The organism is Methanoplanus endosymbiosus, assembly GCF_024662215.1.
GTDB classification, from domain to species: domain Archaea; phylum Halobacteriota; class Methanomicrobia; order Methanomicrobiales; family Methanomicrobiaceae; genus Methanoplanus; species Methanoplanus endosymbiosus.
The window spans coordinates 3,075,747-3,093,106 of the sequence record NZ_CP096115.1 but is presented as its reverse complement, the minus strand read 5'-3'; the positions used below and the strand labels follow the sequence as shown (position 1 = coordinate 3,093,106).

General features: G+C 41.0%; 8 protein-coding genes. All 8 read right to left on the bottom strand.

Features of this window, described 5'->3' with window-relative positions:
* Window positions 1-234: 234 nt before the first annotated feature.
* The 8 genes from L6E24_RS14420 to brxC all read right to left on the bottom strand — a co-directional run bounded on the left by L6E24_RS14420 (window position 235) and on the right by brxC (window position 17,359).
* Entirely contained in the window at window positions 235-1,419 is a 1,185-nt protein-coding gene (locus L6E24_RS14420) for a hypothetical protein (RefSeq protein ID WP_257742641.1), read from the bottom strand.
* A gap of 120 nt (window positions 1,420-1,539) precedes the next feature.
* The gene (brxL, locus tag L6E24_RS14415; RefSeq protein ID WP_257742640.1) at window positions 1,540-3,591 is read right to left on the bottom strand and encodes a protease Lon-related BREX system protein BrxL; all 2,052 of its coding nucleotides are present in this window, start codon (window positions 3,589-3,591) and stop codon (window positions 1,540-1,542) included.
* A 1-nt stretch (window position 3,592) separates the two neighbouring features.
* A complete protein-coding gene (pglZ, locus tag L6E24_RS14410; protein ID WP_257742639.1) occupies window positions 3,593-5,950 on the bottom strand; it encodes a BREX-1 system phosphatase PglZ type B in 2,358 nt (785 codons plus the stop codon).
* Between the two features lie 32 nt (window positions 5,951-5,982).
* Complete coding sequence (locus tag L6E24_RS14405) at window positions 5,983-7,695, bottom strand: DUF2254 family protein (RefSeq protein WP_257742638.1); 1,713 nt, start codon at window positions 7,693-7,695, stop codon at window positions 5,983-5,985.
* Between the two features lie 199 nt (window positions 7,696-7,894).
* Window positions 7,895-9,505, bottom strand: a complete 1,611-nt coding sequence (locus L6E24_RS14400) for an IS1634 family transposase (protein WP_257742637.1) — start codon at window positions 9,503-9,505, stop codon at window positions 7,895-7,897.
* A 108-nt stretch (window positions 9,506-9,613) separates the two neighbouring features.
* A complete protein-coding gene (locus tag L6E24_RS14395) occupies window positions 9,614-10,552 on the bottom strand; it encodes a PDDEXK nuclease domain-containing protein (RefSeq protein WP_257742636.1) in 939 nt (312 codons plus the stop codon).
* A gap of 1 nt (window position 10,553) precedes the next feature.
* Entirely contained in the window at window positions 10,554-13,820 is a 3,267-nt protein-coding gene (locus tag L6E24_RS14390; RefSeq protein WP_257742635.1) for an Eco57I restriction-modification methylase domain-containing protein, read from the bottom strand.
* A 71-nt stretch (window positions 13,821-13,891) separates the two neighbouring features.
* Complete coding sequence (gene brxC, locus L6E24_RS14385; protein WP_257742634.1) at window positions 13,892-17,359, bottom strand: BREX system P-loop protein BrxC; 3,468 nt, start codon at window positions 17,357-17,359, stop codon at window positions 13,892-13,894.
* Window position 17,360 lies beyond the last annotated feature (1 nt).

Below are 17,360 nucleotides of genomic sequence, written 5' to 3'. Positions count from 1 at the left end.
CCAATTTACCTATACTAAAACGGAGGTTTTCAGACCCAATCTTACTTTCCGACCTTTTTTAACTTCCTGTCTTTATTAAATTCCGGTCTTTATTAACTTCATAATAACAGATTTTACAGACTTAAAATTCTCAGGAATACCGGCAGACCTGGTGACTTTTAACACGGCAGTGACAAAACCTGAACAGAATTGAGATTGCAATGTTAAAATACACTGCCTATTGAGAGCATAAATTCAAAAGCTCGAACCCCACATGTATTTTTTTAAATAATACTGCTCTTGAATTTTTGCTTCCTTTTTTTCTTGCCATAATTTTTCCCTTTTACCTGCTAATACAGGGTCGTGATGAATATTTCTTTTTTCTCTTTCGATTTCCCTCTTTTGTTTTTTTCTTTCAGCCTTTCTTAATCTGGCCTGTAACTTTTTTTCTTCAGCTGCTCCCTTTTTAAGCAGGAATTTTTTAATTAATACCGTTTTTTCAGAAGCAATACTATCAATATCAATCATTTTAATAATTTCATCTCGATACAATACTACCTGATTCCGCTGATTTATGGAGAAACAATTCTTTTCCTTCTGTCCTGTGCCGTATATTTTAAAAAATGCTCTGTCAATTTCCTGGTTACTTATTTCCTTTGCAGACCCCTTATCATAAGTTCCACAATATTTCCTCTTCCCTCCAAAATCCAGATCATTCTTGATTCCTTCTCTCCCCAATTTTTTACCTATAATATTTTGTTCAGGTTCACGATGGCATTTCCGTACGACTTTTTCCTTTTTCCCTTTATTATTGGATGTATTCTTTTTTTCAAGGTCAAATAATTCTCTTAATGTACGGTATTTACCATATCTTTTCCTCAGTGATTCTACCCTCTGACATAAAATAGAAATATCCTTTTCATTAATGCTAAAAGGAGTATCGGGTTTTATTTCTGCAATTATTGTATCACAATCTTTAAGAGTCAATTCAAATCCAAGTTTGGGATCAAACCGTAATTTCACCTGTTTTTGAATATTTAATCTTTCAGATTTCCCTTTTTCCTTATTTTCTTCATTTCGTTTTTTTTCCAACTCCAGCTCCTTCTGTTTCTTTGATTTAATTTTTTGAGTAACCTTCTGATATACAAATCCATCCTTTACTCTATATTGAGATGTATCTCTTTTCTTTTTCAGGAATTCTTTTATTTCGGAAGTATTATATTGAGGATCACCATCAGGATTGACAATTTCTTTTATTTCTCCATAATAGCTGACTATCTGGTTAAGTTCCAATTTTGAGAACCTGTTCCTATATGAATTATTACCATAAATATGATTAAAAATAGAGCTAATTTCCTTATCAAGAGTACCCCTTTCATCTTTCCTTTTCGCTTTAGACGATATTAACACATCATCCTCCGCTTTCTGCGAAATCCCCATAATATTAAATTATGTTCAGAAAATATAAATAAATTTCCTCAAATTAGGGCTTCAATATGCCAAAGAAAGCGTAAATCAAGATAAAACAGAAAATAAAAAAGAATACTCAGAGAGTTTATTTCACTCCCCCAACACCTTAAACAGAGCATCCCTTGGATCTTTATAATAAATCACCATAAGCCGGGAAGCAAGCTCATCTGACATATCAATCAACTGCTTCCTGCTGGCAACCGGAAGAAGTATTGCAACAGCACCATTCTCAGCAGCAAGTTCTGCCATATCAAGTGCATTATAAACCGGCTCAATGGTTCCTCCGACACTCATCCCACCGACAACAACAATTCCTCCCTTAAGACTCTTTCCAAGTGATGCAGAGCATAAAGCCAGAAGAATCGGCATACTTATCGAGCTTCCACCCTTTGCTGATGTCAGAGATCTGACCTGAATAGAAAATTCAGCCTCCTTTGGATTGTGATCTCCAATCAGAATTCTGTTCTGCGTATATAAGACCTGTTCAGCAGTCTTTACACTCTCTCTTAACCCTGATGGAGCCTTAACATTTATCAGCCGGATTGTTGAACCGGGAGTTGTGGTAACTTCAATCTTATAAAGTCCGCTTCCTTCATTCTGATCTCCCGGCCCGATTCCCCACACCTGTCCCGGAGGAAGAGGATCTGAACTGATCTCATTCTCGCTGTGTAATTCCGGGGTGGAAACATACTGCTCAATGCCATCAGCACCAAGCCGGTAGCTAAACATAGTATTTCTGAATTCAGCAGAACCAATTCTCTTCTGCTGTTCCTTAACCCTCCTCCTGCATTCAAGTGCAGTTCTTACAGCCCACTCTAGATCTTCTTCTGCAATTTCCATCTCATATGACGGATAGAGCAGTTTTAACAGCCCATCAATGGTTTTGTTGACCGCACGCCTGTCCCTGCCGCTTAGTGCATCTCCAAAAAAGACCTTATCACTGATTTTATGGAGTCTGCTCTCATTTCTAAGCCGGTTCCATGATTCCGCAAGGAAATCACTGACAAAACCGTAATGCTCAGTCAGCAGGTCAGGGTGGACTTTTGGATAGTCCCATCCGGGGATGTAACTGTGAATTCTGTCCATGAATGCAGTATCATCCCTGATCTCTTTTGGAAGCGGACCAAATAAATGCCCGATTCTCTGCTGATGCTCAACATCAACGTCAAAGTTACCAAGCATTGAAATGCCGCCTTCTGCCCTGATATTCTCTTTGCCTCTGGAAAACTCTCCGCTCTCCATATAGCCTTTCATGATGTTAACGCCGTCTTTCTGATCGAAGCTGATTCCGGAGACTTCATCAAAACAGACTATATCATACTGACAGACAAGCCCTCTCTGTCCGGATGAATTATTAACAAACATCTTTGCAACGGTTGCTTTTCCGCCGGAAACCAGATGGGAATAAGGACTTATCTGTTGGAACAGGTAACTTTTACCTGTTCCTCTCGGACCAAGTTCAATAAAATTGTAATTCTTTTCAACAAAGGGTATCATCCGGAGAAAGAGAACTGCTTTTGCACGCTCAGATAATGAAGAGGGTTCAAGCCCGACACTCCGGCAGAGAAAATCCTTCCACTCTTCTGTTGTCATCTTTTCCCTGCCGGCTGCAAGGTCATCGAGAACATTTCTTTTTGAAAGCTGAATCGGACGGAGATTTTTCACAGTAAATGGGTATGATCTCTGTCCCTCTGCCTGTGTAGCCCCGTACTCAACCTCAATTTCCGCATAAAAACCTCCGGTGAGCATCCTTTCATGCTCATAGACGAATTCAGACGGAATAAAGGCATCATTGATTAAAAGAGATGGAATTGCGGCAAAGAAATTGTCTGATCTCGCATCCAGCCTTGCGGTGATCAAGTCAATTACCTTTACAGTCCCTTTGTCTTTGGCCCTTGCCTTAAATAGTTCCTGTTCTCCGGCTTTTACAACCTTATCCCTTAGCTGTTTATGAACTATCTCCAGACCTTCAGCAATCTCATCTTCATCTGTTGTTGCACAGAATTTTCCGATTAAGAACTCTGCTACGTAATTTGGAACCGGATATTTTTCTGCAAACTCTCTTGCAAGGTCTTTTCTGACTACATAGCCCTCAAAAAGATCTGCGGTCTTCTCATCAAGGGAGTCAAGTTCAAAAGACATATTATTCTTCTCCTATTGTTATTTTTTTCTGGTAGCATACAGTATTATCTGAGTCCATGAGAACCAGAAATGCCTCAGAACCTTCAAGGCTGTCATCTAAAACCAAAAGGGAGATCTTTTCATCAGATATTTCCCTGACGGAATCAATAAGAGAAGAGTTCTCATCTCCCGGCTGAGTCCTTATATCAGCAGAAAGACCTTCACAGCCCTCAGTCTTTCCTTTCAGTCTCAGTCCTCTCCATGTCAGTTCTGTTATTTTTACTAATCCGGTTTTGGCTTTTTCCCTGCCCTTTACTGTAATTTCAGGGATTATTACTTCCTGAGGGCTTAGTCCGCCGTGTTCATATACCTTTCCGGAGTCAAAACAGGTAATTCCGGGTGCGAAAACCACGGTTGCATTTCTGTCCCAGTGCCACTTTGCTGTAGGGAGGTTGGTTTTCGCATCCGGACGAAGTCTGGCACATCTGCTCTTTTTTACTTCTGTTAGTGCAGGGAGGAGTTCTGTCTTATCCATTTCTCCGGGCATGAAAACCCATCCGTGATCTGTTACAATTTTTATCTCGCTCCAGCCTGCATTTATCAGTTCCTTTACTCTTTTGCTGATCCTTTCAAGTTCTGCCGGGATTATCTGCGGGAGTTCGATCTGTTTGTCATGCCCTTCATGGTCAATATTTCCACAGTCTGTCCATGCAGAGCCTTCCGTGTCTCCTGTCTGGCTGTCACTGAGTACCTGAATCCCGTTCTCTTCCATTATTCTTCTAAGGGCTGTGATGTTTGCTTCTGCCTCTGTTTTTGTTAACGGAGTGAATTCTCTGCCTGCAACCAGTTCTCCGGCTATTGGCATGACTGCCGGTTTTGCAGTTGAGGTTAATGTGGGAAGGGCTGCATAGCTGAAATCAAGGTCCGTTTCAGGATGGTCTTTGCTGATTATCTCTTTGAGTTCATTTGCCAGGTCAAATCTGAGACCATCAACGAAGAGATAAACCGTTCCTTTTTCCGGTTTATAACCGGATTTGGAAATTTCCGGCGGGTTAGTGATCCATTCATTCTGAAAACTTTCTGCAAGTGAGTTAAACCATGATTTTGATATTGCTGCAATTGCTGCTGATGTTATCCGGAGGCATTCTTTGTCCTTTCCTGCTTCCCTTATTGCCTTTAATATCGCATCATCGGCTGTGAAGTATTCATTTGTGTATCTCTCTGCCTGTTCCCGGATTGTTCCGGAAAATCTGTTATCACTGACTGTTTCTGCAAGTTTTGCAAGGTATTTTAAAGTGCATGCATAAGGACTGTCTCCGGTTTTTGTCCATATCCATTCTCTTCTGATTTTATGGTTATGTTCAAGAGTTCTGATTAACTTTATTCCTTCAATGCGGTTTAATTCAGGAAGCCGGAGAAGTTCAGTTTTAACTTTCTTTTCATGATTATCATTGATCTGCGGCCAGGTATCATCATAAAAACATAATTGTGGTCTCTGAGCGTTTCTTAAAAGATTAGGTATGGCAGGGTAAGCATCCGGATTTTCAGAAAATCTTGACCAGACATTATGCCAGTTGTTCTTAAGTGAGCCAAGTTTTTCTGCGGCTGTTACAGGAGTATCTTTTTCCGGGTCAAATTCATATTCGGATTTACAGATTGAGCAGAATGGCCGCCACTGTTCCGGCCCCATTCTCTCTTTTTCTTCTTTTGGAGAGTTCATCCAGAGGAGGAGCTGTTTTATCGTGTCGGGGTGAATGAGGGAGTTAAAGTATGAGGCGTTTAAGGGTGCTTTGTTTTTGATTAATGTTACATCTTCGTCACAGAGAGCACCGACTGCATTTATGGCAGCCTGTCTTGTCTCCTTATCCATTATAATTTCAATATCAAGGATATTTTTGATGAAGGCGGGTATTGTCCAGTCCCTGTTGTTCTTCTGTGACCATACTATCCCTCTGTACTGAAGTTCAAAGAGCTGCATCAGTTCTTCCGGGCAGTTCTCAGGGTTTCTTAGGACATCCTTTGAATATCCGGGAAGGTATATCACCGGAGTTCCTTCTTTTGGAAATCCCGGTATGCCTGATTCATCAGACACTCCGGAATCCGGGGAAACATCAGCAGCCCCAAAACTGCCACCGTTCAGATTATGTGATATTAAGCACCGGATATAAATTGCAGGGCCTTTAAATTCCTCAGGATCATAACTGCCAAATGTTGCAATCGGCATCCCGTGATCTTTTACAAGTTTTTCAACAACCGGCTCCCATTCCCGGTTATGATCTGTCCATATCAGTGCAACCGGAGCGGATAACCTCTCCCTGTCATAGTCAGACGCTGCACTCAAAATAGCCTTCTTCACTTCCTCAATAAATTTCCCCGGCATGATTTTTACTCCCTGTTAACTCCTAAATTCATTTATTCAATGTAAATCCTTTTTTTTATATATTCAGCCTCTTCATCACTGCACGAATATGGTCTCTCCAAAGTGTTTATTATATCAGTATATATTGATCCCCTACGGTATTCAAGTTCTTTTTCACCAACATAAACCCCGGAACTATAGGCAAATCTGTTTTTTGAATCATTTTCAATTTCTTCAAGCCCGTCACATAAGTAGTGTAATTCAGCAAGATAGTTCACAACAATATCATTTAATTCAGAATTGTCTTCATCCATAAAATGCAGACCTAAATCAAATAATTCCCTTTTTATCAGAATAGTTATTTCAGGCAGGTTATATTTCCGATAAGCATCTCTTCCTATATCTTTCAATATCTCCAAAATATTCTCTATCTCTTCTTTATTTAAATGACTAATTTTGGAATAAGATACTAATTCCCATATTGGCTCTAAGTAGTATTGTCCTTTTTGGCACTCAGGTGATTTCATATACCTGTAAACAAGATCATTCCACTTATCAACCAGTAAATTTATAATTTCATTTGGAACTTCTTTACTATTGTCAATAAAACTTTGGTTAATATTTTTAATTTCAGAAACTATTTCATCATAACTTTGACTGTTTCCAGATTTCATAAATTTGTAAGCCATTTTGTTAAGAGACAATAGTTTACTCTTCATAATAAAAATATAATCATCATCATGTTTGTAGTAATATAAACCCAAACAGTGAGCAATTCTTCCTGAGATCAAATTAATACTATAGGAATAAATTGATTCAAATTCATGATCAATTGCATTATTTCCTAAAAATGCTATAATATTATGAATATTAATCTCAATACTTTCATCCAGATTTAACGTATCCTCTTTAAATTTTAATATATTATTACAATCAATTCTCCTTACAATATTATTCATATTGATAATGATCTCAAAAAGAAACTTTTCTTCCCGCTTTTCAAAGAGAATTAATGATGTTCTTTTGACATTATCATAAAATCCAGAGCAGATAGAATTTGAGTTTAATTCCTGCTCTGAAGAATTAACTATCTCAATAAATTTCTCTCTGATTCTTTTAAGCCCATAACTAAAGGTTACCATATCACCTTTAATTGCAGAACTGTTAATTATCACAAAAAGATCATGGAATGGATCATCTTTAGGCTGCAAACTGATAAGTTTCTCAGAAGTCAGATCATCAAATAAATTATCAATTACCTTCTCCGCATTCATACTATTAAGAGTAATTCTGATATGTGGAATTAATGTAACGAGGAGAGCAATAAACAGGAAAAACGAATAAAAAACAGCATATGATTTAATTCCGTAAACTACCTCTGAATCTGAAATACTCATCAGAATAAATGCAAATAGAGATATCCCGGAGATATATCCGGCAATTATCGCCCACATTGCATGGTTTTTCTTAAAAACCTCAATGACCCTTGAAGAATATTCCGAGGCAGTAAACTGAATTGCAACCAGTGTTAAGGATACAACAATAGCAATTACAGCAGCAAGACTCTGGATAAACGCACTTAAGAGGTACCTTGTTGTATCATCATCCAGAGTTGTTGGAAATTTGAAAATTTTTAGCAGAAGATATAATCCGGCCGCTAAAACTAAAGGAACAAAAAAAACCAAAAAGTAAACATTTGTCCAGAACTCACCCGGATTTTCCGCCTCTTTTTCGTCAATAAACTCCAATACCCTAAGTCCGGACATAAATTTCCCAAAAATCCCCACTCATTAAACTAAAAACCTAAAAGATACACTCATTCATCATCTTCAATTATACCCTGAAGCTCTTTAACAGTCGGGAGTAATTTCTCCATCTCTTCCGGAGGTGTCTTTAAGTAATATGTTGAAATTCCCATAGGTTTAGATAAATCCCGGAGTGCATACTCCCTAGATTCCCGCCCATTCATAACGATGTGGGTGGTGTCACCCCCAGGTCCCGGTACAGCTGCTCCTGTTTATCGAGTATCTCACCCACTCTGAGAGATTTTCCTGGTTGTTCAAAACACTCGATGACATCCAGTTTGTCCAACATACCAGGCAATGTGTAATTCCTGAAAAGGTTATGATCCTGCATCTGCTTTTTGAGATAAGATAAGTAGATCAGTGCCACAAACTGCACAAACAGTTTCCCATCAAGGCTCTGTTCTGAAGAAACGAGTGTACGGCGCATATTCAGGCGTTCTTTGAGATTTCCAAAGGCCTTTTCAACCACATCTTTGTTGCGGTAGAGTTCAAGAGCAGTTACTGCATCCATCTTTTCATTGGTAATCAGAGCAAAAAACCCAAAATATCGCTTGGCTTTGATGACATTTTCATCAATAATCTGTGCCTTTGTTCCTCTCTTAGGTGTTGTTTTGGTAATGAAGTACTGCTTGTAAAGTTTAGCGTGTCCTGGAACACGCTCTCCTGACTCCAGTTCCTTTTTTAGTGCGATTAGCTTTCGGTCGAAGTTTTTCTCATCTTCGGCTGCCTGGTCAATATTGTAGAAATAGTGGATGTAAAGACGGCGTGATTCCTGAAGAGTATCTCCTTTGTAAGGACGCTCTTGTGTATAATTCCAGGTGGTCCGGACAGTCTGGTAATACAGTTCGTAATTCTCACTGTAACGTTCAAAGCTCCTAAAAGTGTCATAGACTGCATCAAGTTCTCCATAGACAAATTTCAGAGACATTCTGACACCTGCAAGGAACTTCACGTGATTCTTAAACAGGTTGTTGATATTGACCTCACTGTAAAAGCCCCGGTCAAGAACCAGTTTAACTCTTGAGTGATCAAGAATATCCAGCTCTTCAAGCAGGCGTGTAATGGTCTTTGAATCCGGGATATTACCTGCGAGTTTTCTGTAATAGAAAGGGAGATTGGACTCCTGTCCAAAGACCAGAGCAAGATTCAGCTGTGCCAGTTTGTCGTGCTCCTTGTTGCGACCATACTGTACCTGCCTGAGGGTTTCTGAATAGCTGGACAGAGATGTTGTATCATAAGCCCAGAATTCATTATCCATCCTTCTCTTTCCCTGAAGTCTGAAGAACTGTAGTTTATTTGCCTCGGTAATGCTGGAAAACAGTTCACTACTGCGTTGTGAGGTGATGTCTTTGCCATAAGGATGCTTATGTAGGAGTCCCCACTTCTCAAAACGGTATAGCGGAGTGCTGTCTTCAAGGATTAAATAGTACACAACGGATAAGATTTGCTCATATGTGTCGGGGAAACACTGTTTCAGATCCTGAATGAGACCTAATTTCTCACCAATAGCATCCAGTAGATATGTGGCTCCGTAGAATGAACGATGTGCTTCCTCAACCCTCTTTGTATTACGTTTCACAGGCGGATTACCTTCTTTTTTCTTCCTGTTGCGTCCATCAGTGGGGACTATTTTACCTGTCTCTTTGTCTACACGCCCAATAAGGGTACGTTTGGCACGTGACTGTTTCTTTTCCTTGTCCCAGTATGATACAGAGCGGTAAGCATAGGTTATCCCGGATCTTTTGTCTGTTTGGTGAACTATTGCGACCATGTAAACCCCTAATCGTTATGTGTATTATTTAACACATAACGATTATAAAACTATCGGTTTGATCTTGGGGAGTATTTTGGAATATTAAGAAAAATGTGGAGTTAGATTTCAGAGTGGGTTATGTGTTTCCGGGAATGCAGGATACTCAGCAACAATATCATTTCTTTCCTTACAGAGCAGTAATCCGATTGTCGGGTTGTCAGCCGGAAGGTCTCTTAACAGGTCATCAACGGCTGAGAGATAGAAATTTAATTTCCCGGCATATTCCGGTTTAAAACTATCAATCTTCAGTTCTATTACCACATAGCAGTGAAGTTTCGTATGGTAAAACAGAAGGTCAATAAAAAAATCCTCCCCACCAACTGACAACCTGTATTCATTGCCGACAAATGCAAAGCCTTTTCCAAGTTCGATAAGGAAATCCCTCAGTCTAAAGATTAATGATCTCTGAAGTTCCCTCTCCTTTACATCTTCAGATACTCCGAGGAACTCAAGGCAGAGGGGGTCTTTCATAATTGATACTGCAAGTTCAGACTGTTTTTCCGGCAGTGTACTCCTGAAATTATTTACACTTTTTTTCTGAGCATTGAGAGTTCTTGAGTATAAATCACTCTCAATCTGATGTATAAGGACATTTCTTGACCAGCCGTTCTCAATCGTCTTTTTTATATAGAATTCCCGTTCATCTGTGGATTTAATTTTCTCAATTATCACTATGTTATGACCCCAGGGAATTTCTGCCACAGGCTGTGGCAGATCAATAAACTTTATATATTCCCTTGCGAACTTCCTCATTCTCCATAGATTTCTTGCAGAGAATCCTTTCATTTCCGGAAATTCTCTCAGCAGGTCTGATGAAATACAGTCAACAACAGATTTTCCCCAGCCTTCTGTCTCCTGTTTTAAGAGTATGTTCTTTCCAATCCGGAAGTACATATTGATTAACCCACGGTTAACAGAAGCTACTGCCTGCGTCCTTGATGTCCGGACAATGGACTTTATTTCATAAATAAGCTCATTGTACTCTTTTGTATCTGCGATTTCCATCTCACTCTGCCTCTTTCCTCGCCTTCCACTTCTCCTCAAGCGTAAAGTGCAGATCGTTATGCCTTTCTACCGTTCCGGAACAGTTAGGCACTGCATCTTTACCCCTGTCCTTGCCCCACTTAATCGCAGTAATTTTGGACCTCAAAACTTCAGCTTCGACAAAAGGCCGGATATTAAGCCTCACACCGTCATTAATGTCCGGCTCCCAGCCGACAGCCTGCTCATGCAGAGGCTTCCACCGGATGTAAATATCATAAGGAGCCTCACCTTCAAGAATAAGCTCAAGTCTTCTCTTAAGCTCTTTGGCTGCAACAAGCCTCTTTTCAGCACCGGCTTTATTGTCTGCCTTCTCCCTCTCCTGCTGTGAAATCCAGGGGCCAAGATATGAATATATAAGCCGCTCAAGATTCCGGCGATCAAGCTTATGATAATTGACAAGAACAGAAAAACCGTCCTTCTCCCCGTCCCAGATATGCCAGATAAACGGACGGTTATGGAATAACTTACAGTGTGATTTAAAGAACTCATCCCGGAGGAACTTCTCAAGGTCTCCTTTCAGACTGCCGTCCTTCTTTACATAACCAAGGTCAGCAAGCATCTTCTCTTCATGCCTCGCAGACCATTCACTGCCAAAAGCAGCCTTAAGCACCTCACGTACCCTCTCATCCATCCGTCCTTCACCACGGACAGAAGGAATACAAACTATACCGTCATCATCTGCAAACGATAGAAGCTTCTCACTCTCTTTTATCCAGTCCCGTGCCTCAGAGGAGAGTTCCATCTCAGTATCGGTTTCAGCCAGCCATCTGTACCCAAGCAGCCGTGCAACTGCCACATGAAGCGGACTTTCTGACGGTTTTGGATGCCCGTGAAACAGCCACTGTGTAGGATCATCTGAATACGGTTCCGGAAGTCCGTCCGGATACTTCTCAGCAGCCACCTTCTGCCAGTATTCAAGATCAAATGGGACTTTTAAAAAGGTTCCAACGGGTTTATATAGTGATTGATTTATTATATTAACTTCTTTTGAAAACAAATCTGAATTACAATACGATAAGACAGCAGTTAAAAGTGAATTATCTTCTAAAACCAGCGTGCCTGCACTTTTTCCAAATATTTCACCAGTATATATTGTTACTTTAGGGTTTTGCATTTGAGTAATTCTTAATCCTTTATTCCCAAGAACTTGGAACCCATTCATAGTATTAGATGGGAAATTATGCGAATTTGGAAATCGTTGAAGGGCACCTTTCCCATTTTCCCAAAAAAGAATATTTTCTCTTCCTCCATAATTCATATTTTCATTGACATTTTGAATGAATAACTCCCAGTTTTTGTCTTTAGGGTAAACTTCCCAATATTTTTTAATGAACCTGTCAGAATCACCTGTAGAGAGACCTTCGATACAAGTAGCATATTTACCAAGTAGGTTTATTTTATTTAAAGATTCAAATGATATGAGAGAACTTGGATTTTCCAATTGCTTTATCTGTTGGATTTTTTTTATATCATCTGAAAGTAATCCTATTGCTTTATCTGAGGCATTTTTTCTATTTGAAACGTCAATTCCTGATAACAAATGTTCATTAGATATGGATCCATGTTCTATATTCATTAAAATCGCCTTAACAACTTCTCCAGAAATTGTTTCAAAAGCACCCGGACCAAGCTTTGCTAGGATATCCCATTTTTCTGACTTTATTAATTTTTTCCTGATATTTTCATATCTTGGTTGAAATAGCCAATTTTGAGGTAAGACAATGCTAACCTTTCCTCTTATTGAAGTAAATGAAAGACATCTTTCGAGAAAAACAGTTGCAATATCATTCTTTGATAATGGATAATTGGATTCACAAAAATCCTTTAAAATGTCGCTCTGTTTTCCTCTTGTAAGATATGGAACATTCGTCACAACATAGTCGTATTTACAGTTTAGGAGATGGGCAGCTTTCATGATGGCATTTGCAGTTTCCCCGAAGGTTTCTGCAACGGGATCGCCGGCTGCTGTTTCTTTCTTTAAAGCCTGCTCAAGTTTTTCCATCAGGGTTTTCTGATCAATTAGAGTCTGGTTAACTGAACTATGTTTGTCAGTGCCAGAACTGCTCTGATTGTCAAGCTGGATTAGACTGCCTAATGAATCGGCGTTCTTAAATAAGTCATAGTAGTTCTCAAGGGCAGACTCAAGCATACCGTCACCGCCGGCAAGCTTAAGCCAGTCATCCTTCTCAGCCTTAATCGGAATTCCGGTGCAGGCAAGATTTGGAACAGGCAGATAGGAATCAGTCGGGGAAAAACCCTCCTTCCATGCCTCAAGGGCAAGGGCAAAGGTTGCAATCTGGATACAGCGGGGGTCAAGCTCAAGCCCGTGCAGGTTTTTGGAGATGATTGCAGAAATGGCGGCTTCGTTCTCTTCTCCCTTCTCCCTTCTCATAGAAAGGAGCATATGAAAAGCCCGGACTAAAAAATGCCCGGACCCACAGCAGGGATCAAGGATCTTCAGTTCATTGATGTAAGAGGGCCATCCGGAAAAGTCATGCTCAACCTCAGACCTGTAAAACTCCCACTCAGACTTAAGACCTGAATCCGGATGCAAAGAAAGCCACCATGCACCAAGAGTATTCTCAAGCAGAAACTTAACCATATAAGGCTCAGTAAAAAGCTGAGTCACAGCACAGATGTCATAACCTTCGATCTTCCTCTCCGAATCATTGACCTCCTTTTTTTTCTCACTCTGCCAGAACTGATAAGTCCAGCCAAGTGCATCCTCAGCTAAAAAACTCTCAGATGAAATACCGTCAAGCACACCCTGAAGGGCAATCCTGTCCTCAGGACTAAACTTAACCATCAGAAAAGGGTCATCCTGCCTGAAAATTCCGGGCAGCATATGAGAAGCAAACTCCGCTGCAACCTCCCAGGCCTCACTTCCTTTCTCATCCGCAATCTCAGTTATATCAGAAAAAGAGACAGGAACCTTAAATTTCGGATGAATCAGCAGATCATTTTCAAGCAGAAAACGGGCAAAAAGCATCCTGTGCCACTGCTCATAGGCAACCGAAGAGATAAGGACATCATAACTCCCAAGCCTCCTCATCTCAGAACGAAGTCTCCTTCTAAGCTCCGCCTCAGCATCACTCAGATGAAAAGGTTTCTTATCCGCTTCAACGCCAAGATAATTCAGGGCATTAAAAGCACCGGCTTCAGCCTTCCTGTGGGCATCAAGAACAGACTTCTCAAGGCCCTTCCTCTCAGTATCAGTAAGAACAGTCATTATAACACCCCTTCATTCAAAAATCCCAAAAAACTGGTTTATTTTTAACGGAAAAAAAACACCCGTTTTAATCATCTCAGCATCACCGGATTTCCGTCATTCAAAGCCTTCTCTGCCTCTTCTTTAACAGAAAGAAGATAATCCTCAAGTTCCTCAGAAGATTTAATCGTAACCGGAGATTTAAGTGAAATAACAACCGTCTCCGGCTCAAGCATTCTGGCAATCCTCTCCTTAATCTTGGGAAGATAAGACCTCGTAAGTTCAGCCCTGGACTTAAGGCTGTTTACCGGAACTTTCCTCAGCTGAGTAAATATCTCCTCATCACTCCCGACAGTGACAGTAAACTCATCATCAAGCCCGTATTCCTTTAACAGACTCTCTCTTTTATCATCTGCAAGTTCCCGGCAGTAACTGTCTGACTCAAGTGAGTCCGTTACTTCCTTCCTTGCTTTATTGACACTGCCAGCACCGGCAGTATAATAATCCCTGATACTGTTTCTCAGATCTGACAGCAGAGGTTCAACCGGATCAGGATCACTGAGCAGTGATCTCCCGGCAATAACACTCTTTGCTTCACCATCAAACAGGTCATAATCAGGCAGACCTTCAGAGTGATCAAGAAGCCTTGAAAAAGTAGCCCACTCCTTACTCCTGGAATCTATCAGTTCAGCAGTCGCCTTCCATAACTTAATATCAGAAAGAATAACTTCTCTTCGTTCATTCAGCTCTTTAACAAGACTGTTCCCTGAATATCCGGCAAGTTCAGAGAGATAAGGAGGTTCTGCAGCATAAGGAAGAGGTGCATCCCCGCCTGTACTTTTTGCAAGAGCATTCAGCTTTTCCAGAAACAGACCTGCCTCCTCAGTCTCTTTCCCGCTCTTCCCGGAGAGGCCAAGTTCAGCATACATCTTCCTTGCACCAAATTTCTCATTAGTGGAAAGGACCACATCCTCAACTTCAAAAGATGCATTGCCAATATTTCTGGCGTTTAAGTCCACCGCTCCTGCGGGTCTGTTATTTAACTTAACATTGACATATTCTGAGGCAACAAGCACAATCAGCCCGGCATTTATTGCATCTTTAGGCCATCCAAACGGAGGTTCACCCAGGGCCTTAAGAAGTTCATTGCCCTTCTTCTCACTATTCAGCCTCTTTAAAATCTCCCGGCAGACCGGATGTTCCTTTGGGTCCCTCCCAAACCCAATCTTTGACAGCGGAGACTGCTCTTCCCTGCTTACTGCTTTTACTACCTTATCCCATCCGGCAGCGTCCCCATCATCGAATTTTGGATACATCCGGACCATTGCCCGGTTTGAAGCATCCTTAATGCATTCAGAAACAGAATCACCGGGTACAACAGTTCCGCCGCCAAGAATAACCTTTGCATCCCTTAAAATATCATCAACAATTCTCTCAGCTCTTGCCTTATGCCTTTCACGTTTGGTCTCAATATTCTGTTTAGCCTGAATACCGTCCTGAGTGTTTGGCGTCCCTTTTCTGTCAATGACCCTGTCTGCCGCAAGATAGCCTGCAATCTCATTCTTTAGGTCATCATTAAACTCAAGCGGAATAAACACCGTAACAATAGAACTCTCATTTCCCTCAGCAGCACATTCATTGATGACATCCTTTTCCGGGATGTCCCATCCGTTCCGTACCCAGATGGGAATATCCTTCTCAGTCTTTGGCCTTTCATCCCCAAAGTATGTAACTTTAATATTGCGTGGTGTCCGGCTCTCACCCTGAATAAGGTTCACACTGCCTAAAATACCCGACATCCTGCTTTTGATGAACTTCACCCTTTCATCAATAATCCTTGTATCATCACCCTTAAATTTCGCTCTTCTTTTCTGATAATCTCCTTCCCAGACACTCCCTTCCTCTGTCTGAATACGGTACTCCGTATCTATATGTGCAAGCACTCCTCTTGTATGCATATCCTCAAGAAGTAAAGGCACTGACTGCCTGAGTGATTCACTCCCGGAAATAAGATCACTGACCATAAGATCACAGATTGTCTCAGGTTCGGCCTTAATCCCATACGAAGGGTCTATATGCTGTATCAGAAATATCGTGGCACAGATACGTGAGCGGAGTTCACCTTTTTCTGTTCCGTCATTTTCTCTGCTGATAAGGTCATCGACATTCTGAGTAAGAATATAATTCTGCCTCAGATACCGCTTATTCTGAGTATAAATGTAATCCGCAGGAATAAAATGTCCAATATCACAGCCGGCATAGTCCTTTAGTCCGTCAAAGACAAGCCTGAGCTGATTCCTGAGCTGATTACCCATCCCGTCCGGATCAACGGATGCCAAAACCCTCTCCCAGAAACGCTTCCTTGTCGGAAGAAGAGGATAATCAGAGAGAATAAACCTGTCATCCTCCTGCCTGTGTGCCAGTTTTGAATTGGAAATATGCCTTGAAATCTCACCGTTAACCCTGTCCAGAACTGATCTCAGTTCCGGTTTCATGGATTCTTTCTTTAGTAATACAGTCTCCCTTAATACCGTATCAACATCTTTTGACTCTAAAATAACCTTCTCGGAAAACCTGCCCTGAAGCCTCTGAAGCTGGGTATTTGCCTGAAGGGCCTCCTGTCCAGTCGCAATAAACAGGACTTTCCCGCTAAACCTTCTGCAGCACTCTTCAACAGCTTCCTGAAAATCAAGCAGTTTATCCGAACCATCACCAATAGTCAGATACTGCTGGACCTCATCAAGGATAATCAGCACAAGAGGCAGTTTATCCTTATTCTCAGACTGCATCAGGAAGATCTGATTAAGCATGGAAACCATCTCTGTATTGGAAATCCCTGAACTTGTCCTGAATTCCCGTCTTAAATCGTCTTTAACATCCTTTGGATCTTCATCTCCAGAATAATCCGGATGAAACTTAATAACAGCCTCAATAAACTTTGGAGAAACAAAAGGGTGGAGCAGGTCCTTTTCCTTATCTATTGAGATCAGATATTCCCGGACATCATCAAGAATTCCACATTCCTCAAGCCACAGGTGAACTCTTGCAACTTCAATATTCTCAGGAAGCCCTGCGGAACGAAGAACGAGCTGAAGAAGATCCGTTCTTGGCCCGTCTCCGCTTCCGGCACTCATAGTTCCTGCCGCAGACCATATTCCACCATTCCTTTTGGTCTCAGTTGACAACTCTTTTAACAGCACCTTCACATCATCAGGGAGGGTACAAAGACCCCTTGCTGTTATTCCGCCCGAAAATTCAATATCTCTCCATAAAAAGTCCAGAATCCTGACAAGATGCGATTTACCACAGCCAAAAAACCCGCTTACCCAGACCGCAGGCTGACTTGCCTTATCCAGATGGTCAAGGTATGACTGGAGAATTCTTCTAAGCCCTTCATGATATGAACCCTTGCAGACGAAATTTTCAAGTTCATATCTGGCCACAATCCAGTCGTTTTTATCTTCTCTGCTCAATGGTGCTACCTTTGCGACACCATCATTAGGTATTGTATATGTTGTTGGATCTTTGAAAAATACTTCATTATTCGTTATAGTTGCCATG